Below are 255 nucleotides of genomic sequence, written 5' to 3'. Positions count from 1 at the left end.
CCACACCCCCGAAGAGACGCGGCGTACTAGTAGGAACCAGCTGCGCTGATGCCATGTCAAATGTTCCACCCTGAGCCCCAGCCACACACAGTCGGTGTGGTACTGGGTCCTGGAACCCCCCGAAGAGAGTTCAGGTGCTCCTTAGAAAGGAGGTGATCCAGCCGCACCTTCCGGTACGGCTACCTTGTTACGACTTAGTCCTAATTACCGATCCCACCTTCGACGGCTCCCTCCACAAGGGTTGGGCCACCGGCT

The 255-nt window shown here is 59.2% G+C and carries 1 rRNA gene; it reads right to left on the bottom strand.

Annotated elements, in window-relative coordinates:
- Positions 1–145: 145 nt before the first annotated feature.
- A 16S ribosomal RNA gene (locus MRBLMI12_RS22265) occupies positions 146–255 on the bottom strand; the annotation flags it as partial.

Source organism: Microbacterium sp. LMI12-1-1.1 (assembly GCF_040676455.1).
Taxonomy (GTDB): Bacteria; Actinomycetota; Actinomycetes; order Actinomycetales; family Microbacteriaceae; genus Microbacterium.
The sequence above is the reverse complement of the archived record's forward strand: the minus strand, read 5'-3'. Positions and strand labels throughout refer to the sequence as shown.